Below are 2,364 nucleotides of genomic sequence, written 5' to 3'. Positions count from 1 at the left end.
ATATAAATCCATTTGAATTTTTTTTGGATAGCGGCCCGTGGACGGGGAATGATCTCGATTTTGGCGATCGACCATTGGATGAAGCCGCGACCAAGCAGCTTTTTAGACGCAAGTCATCCGAGGCAGCGTTCCTGCATCTCAGAAACAAGATAAACTTCCGATACGCTGACGAGCCTAACGTGAGCGTCATCGTCGTCATGCACAATGAAATATTTTTGACGTTGAACACGCTTGCCTCTCTTAGAGCAAACTATTGCGGCGACATCCAGTTGATATTGGTCGATTCTGGATCGACGGACATCACGATAGTCGAACGGGCGGTGATCGGAGCGCAAATAATACGACATGAAGACAATATTTCATATGTTCGTGCAGTAAATGCTGCTCTCAAGATGGTTGTATCAGACTATACGTTGCTCATCAATAATGATATTGAACTGGAGCACGGCGCTCTCGCGGCGGCCATGAGGCGGATGCAATCGAACGAAAACATCGGCGCCGTAGGCGCAAAAATAGTGAGAACCAACGGGCGGTTGCAGGAGGCAGGGTCCATAATATATAATGATGGGTATTGTGCGGGCTATATGCGCGACGGTTCTCAGAACACGCCCGAAACGAATTTCGTTCGCGAGGTGGATTTCTGCTCCGCAGCTTTCCTTCTTTTACGAACGTCTATATTTAAACGCCTCGGCGGTTTCGATCTCAGATTCGCCCCCGCCTATTACGAGGACGCAGACATTTGCTTGAGAATGTGGCATATAGGCTTCCATGTGATTTACGATCCCGCCGTCGTCATTCGGCATTTTGAGTTCGGCACTTCGTCGGCCTTCGGAGCCAAAGACCTGATGATGTCGAATAACAGGCGTATATTCTATAATAAGCATAAAGCAACGCTGCGCTATCAGCGGCACAGAAGCAACAATACGGAAATTGCGCGGTTTCACCGATTGCCGTCACGCCGTATTCTAGTGATCGAGGATCATGTTCCACTTCGACACCTAGGCGCCGGGCACACGAGAACAAATGACATCATACGTGCGATGAATCAACTCGGATATGCAATTACAATATATCCTATGATCGAAATGGATTATTTTATGACGGACTTATATGGAGAATTTCCAGATAATGTAGAGATTATCGCCGATGGAAATGTAGATAAGCTTCCTAGCTTTCTGGAGCGGCGAGCCGCTTATTATGAAAAAATTTGGATTTGTCGCACTCATAATCTTGACAAGTCCATTGACTGTATTGTAGATAGCACAGCTAAAAATCACTCAGTTGATATTATACTTGATACCGAGGCGATATCGTCTGTTCGTTTGCATCAACAACATATAAATAACGGAATAATTTCGTCGACGACATTGCTCGACGACATATCGAGAGAACTCGGAAAAGCTTCTAGTTGTCGCAAAATCGTAGCTGTATCGTCGAACGAAGCGGCGTTGATCGAAGCATGCGGCTTCGGCGCTCCCTTGGTCGTGGGCCATATTCGCGATCTCGCGCTCACCCCTTCGAAATGGTCGGAAAGATCCGATATTCTTTTCGTAGGGTCTTTTCACGGCGCGGATACGCCGAATTATGAATCGGTCAAGTGGCTATGCGAAGACGTGTTACCGATACTGCTAAGGTATATTGGCAGCGACGCGCATATCACCATCGTTGGCTATATCGCACCAGGCATAGATCTGGAATATTTGCGGATCTGCCGAGGCGTGCAGCTATTCGGGTATGTCGATAAACTTTGGGATGTCTACAACGCGCACCGCGTGTTTGTTGCGCCAACGCGTATCGCTGCCGGAATACCTTACAAGGTGTTCGAGGCCGCGTCGTTTGGCGTCCCGACCGTAGTCTCCAATGTGTTGAATGATCAACTCGGATGGAAGGCGGGTTCTGAGACTTTAGCTGCCTCGCCCTTCGATCCAGACGAATTCGCGAGAGCTATCGCGCGGGTGTACAATGATGAAGCGGTCTGGAACAGCATACGCGATGGAGCGGCGCAGTGGCTCGAGGCTCATGCCGATCGTCGCAATTATCAGAGCGAAATCGACAAAATCTTCAATTCGGATTCTTGAGGATCAGGCCGATGGCTGCTTTGGATTGGAGCATCATCTCCATCGCCGCGCGTCACGACCGCGCCTTGTTCTTTCCCGTCTGCGTTTCGACCCAGGGCAGGGTCTTTTCCGCGTCGATCTCCGACCTCGGCGGCAAGCCTTGTAGCAGCCCGGTGACGAAGTTGGCTTTTGATCAGTCGGCACGGTTCTAACAAGGGTGACACTTTTTAATGAGGTGGATTGATCGGCGAATCTCGGCTTCCTCGACCCAGCGGGCCTTTCGAGATAGTTGGCCCAGGCGGCGTGG

The 2,364-nt window shown here is 49.7% G+C and carries 2 protein-coding genes; both read left to right on the top strand.

Annotated features, from left to right (window positions below; all coding sequences use genetic code 11):
- Positions 1 to 2,078: glycosyltransferase (locus A1351_RS07815; protein WP_157096186.1), on the top strand; the 2,078-nt coding region annotated here is incomplete at its 5' end.
- An 11-nt stretch (positions 2,079 to 2,089) separates the two neighbouring features.
- Positions 2,090 to 2,269: a hypothetical protein gene (locus A1351_RS07810; protein ID WP_157096185.1), complete on the top strand. Its 180-nt coding sequence runs from the start codon at positions 2,090 to 2,092 to the stop codon at positions 2,267 to 2,269.
- The last annotated feature ends 95 nt before the right edge of the window (positions 2,270 to 2,364 follow it).

This window comes from Methylosinus sp. R-45379, from assembly GCF_001644125.1.
Lineage (GTDB): Bacteria > Pseudomonadota > Alphaproteobacteria > Rhizobiales > Beijerinckiaceae > Methylosinus.
The sequence above is the reverse complement of the archived record's forward strand: the minus strand, read 5'-3'. Positions and strand labels throughout refer to the sequence as shown.

Coding starts and splice junctions, on each gene's coding strand:
- A1351_RS07810 (WP_157096185.1), top strand. CDS start 2,090: ATGGCTGCTTTGGATTGGAGCATCATCTCCATCGCCGCGCGTCACGAC.